3 protein-coding genes and 1 pseudogene are annotated in these 2,972 nt (G+C 52.0%); all 4 read right to left on the bottom strand.

What is annotated here, in order from left to right; translation table 11 throughout:
• A pseudogene (locus VKV29_RS09685) lies at positions 1–225 on the bottom strand (ribose 5-phosphate isomerase A); the annotation flags it as partial.
• 142 nt (positions 226–367) lie between these two features.
• Positions 368–1,210, bottom strand: a complete 843-nt coding sequence (locus VKV29_RS09680; RefSeq protein ID WP_324201103.1) for a hypothetical protein — start codon at positions 1,208–1,210, stop codon at positions 368–370.
• A 91-nt stretch (positions 1,211–1,301) separates the two neighbouring features.
• Entirely contained in the window at positions 1,302–2,333 is a 1,032-nt protein-coding gene (locus VKV29_RS09675; protein ID WP_324201102.1) for an MraY family glycosyltransferase, read from the bottom strand.
• 18 nt (positions 2,334–2,351) lie between these two features.
• Positions 2,352–2,972 (bottom strand): DUF2092 domain-containing protein (locus VKV29_RS09670; RefSeq protein ID WP_324201101.1); only part of this gene is annotated, 621 nt, incomplete at its 5' end.

The following is a 2,972-nucleotide window of genomic DNA, read 5'->3' as shown; positions in this document are numbered from 1 at the left end:
CTCCACTTCGCAGAGGTCTATAAGCGGGATACCCCATTCGGCGGCCATTTCGCGTGAGCGTGAGGAGGTGGCAACGGCCCGGACGTGGAGGCCTTCCGATTTAATGCGCTCTCCGATCGCTTGAATGGCGAAAGCCGCGGTAGAGCCGGTGCCGATTCCGATGGTCATGCCGTCTTTTACGGCTTTCACCGCCTCGCGCGCAGCCACCTGTTTAGGGTCTAACAAAACTCGTTGCTCCTTTTTAGCTATCTTATGAGATTATACCTGCACCTTCGTTTCTAACGACGATGAGCTTCGCGGGTAGGGCTTGGCAGTACCTCCTATTGCGTTGACAAAAAGAGCTTTAGCCTGTTACAGGATGGACGGTTCAGGGCGTATTCGCGCTTTGAATGTCTTTGAGATGCAGTCTATTATAGGCTTTTAATTCAGGTGGTGCCCCGCAGGGATAAGTAATAATAAAATAGTCTACTGGGAAATTTGGAGGTAGACGTTTAGGCCCTCCAGCGAGCACCTCCGGCACTTGGGAAAACCATCTATAGCGACCGATATAAACTCCGTCCTTATAGACATCTACCAGCCCGCTATTTTTAATAACCATGGGAGTCCATATCCAGATAATACCTTCGCTATCATGTGGTGGTATTGTGATATAGCCAGTCAACGCTTTGGTACGGGCATATGTTTTATCATAGTACCACTGCGGATAATCCGTCATTAAACCAGCATGTCTCGTATAGCTCTCAATCAGGGCATTATAAACAACCTGTTTATCCAGGATCGGAAGATTCTTTCCGTAGATATAGCCTATAGCTCGCACGCTAAGAGAGGTTGGCCCGCTATCTACTACTCGCGTTTGTCCATTTGGCAGATAAGCTTTTACCACATAGCTCTGATCGGGTTTAAGTGTCAGCTCGATTTTCAAAGGGGAAGAGGTGGTGTTGAAGTAGGGGCCGAAGAAATAAAAACCATCTACCCGGGTATGTTTCCCCTGTTTTATTGCCTGTACGAGTAATTTTGCCAATGAGTGGGGTTTAAACTGAATGGGATCAGCTGAAGTTTCTGCATGCAGTAGCACCCAATTGCGGAAATCGTATTGTGGGGTGTGCGTCTGTTTCGAGTAGGTAGGCAATAGCCATAGAACGGCAATAAGTAATAGGACTAGTATGGATAATTTAAAGAGTTCCATCAGATCGCTGTTTCTTCTCATCATGCTCCTCCGAGTCGATAGGGGGTTCAGTACCTCTAGCGGCGGCTACCTTCTTGATGATGTGAGCTAACAATATAAAGGCGCTTTGTAGCCGTTAGTGCGCTCGCATGAGCTGAAAAAGAGCATAGGCCGACAGACAGAGCAAAAAAGTAAGGCCATAGAGGAAGTAGGTGACTTGGGTTTGCGACCAGCCGCGGGCGAGGAGAAGATGATGTAGGTGACGCTTGTCGGCGCGGGTGAGCGGGGCACGGGCAAGTACCCTTCGGGTGACGACATGCACATAGTCGAAAATGGGCACGCCGAGCACCAGAATGGGCACGAGCACGGAGACGGCAGTTGCCACTTTAAAGGCGCCCAAAATCGAGATGGCAGCCAGAGCCGTGCCGAGCACCCAAGCCCCCACCGTACCCATGATGATGCGAGCAGGATGATGGTTGTGTCGCAAAAAGCCGATGCACGCCCCTACGATGGCCGAGGCCAACAAGGCTAACGTGGGGCCGTCGTACTTTTGAAGGGTGGGGCCGTCGGAAGGATGAAGCTGAGCTGACATGAGAGCAAGCGTCGCCGCAGAGATAGCGCATACACCGGCGGCAAGGCCATCTACTCCGTCAATAGCATCTACCGTTTTCACCACCGTGAACACCCACAGAATCGTGAGAATAATGGAGGTCGCTAAGCCGATAGGATGCCAATTAATGGTGGGGTTGTAGGCGCCGTTGATGGTGGTAAAGGGGTTGGATACCCCTTCAATGCGCACACCCATAAGAAATAGAAGCAGCCCAATGACGATAAGTGCAAGCGCTTGCCACTTGGCAGGCAGGTCGTAGAGGTCATCAATAAGGCCAAAGAGAGCTGCTGCCGTAACGGCAACGAGAACGCCGAAAATAGAGAACGTCCAGTCGTGTTTGCCACTGGAAAGCTGGCGTGCGGTGATGGCGAGCACAGCTGCTACAAGGAAACCGATAAAGATAGCGATGCCTCCTGCTCGTGGCAAAGGAGCCTTGTTAATGCGTCGCGCCTCAGGATGATCTACCACGCCACGGCGAACAGCCCACTCTTTCACCTTTGGCGTAAGCCAGGTGGTGATAAGGAGGGCGATCAACGCTGCGGCGGTCATTGCCAACATAGCATTCTATTTCCTTCCTTATTTAGGCGAGCGTTGTAACGCTTGCGGAGCGGTTGACCCCTTTTTCGGGGTCGCCCCACGCGGCGGATGAAAGCGAAAATCTCCCTGTGGTATCTCCGGGTCTATCTGTTCCTGCAATATTCGATATTCGATACGTAGAATCACCTTTGTTGGTTCAGGTTGCGGGTGCCCGGGCAGACGAACTCTCAACAGCGCCGGTTCGGACACTCCTTCGAGGCGCCATATCCAGCCGGTGTGTTTATCAATATACCACTGCCAACGAACAGATACTGTTTGACGGCCTAAAGGGGAGGGAGCAGGAGGGGCAAGGGCGGAGAGGACTCGGCAGGTATGACCCTCTATTGTCTGTTCCGCCTCTTGTTTGAAATCCCGAAAAGAAGAGAGAAGGCTTGGATCGGCGAACAGATAGAGGGGGCTTGGCACGAAGTTAATCTGCGCTTTCCTATGGAGAAGGGGTAAAAGCTGCAGGAAAGTGGGGGCTGTGGGGCTGGCAAAGTACTGATTGGTGCTGGAGTTGTAGACACTCAGCGTTTTACCGTCGCTGTAAACGGCCTGATAGGCAGCCCGATTCGGTACATTGATCACCAAGCGCAGAAGGTTGGGGCGCTTGGCGGAAAG

This window comes from Chthonomonas sp. (assembly GCF_035294165.1).
Lineage (GTDB): Bacteria > Armatimonadota > Chthonomonadetes > Chthonomonadales > Chthonomonadaceae > Chthonomonas.
This window is presented reverse-complemented; position numbering and strand designations above follow the sequence as displayed.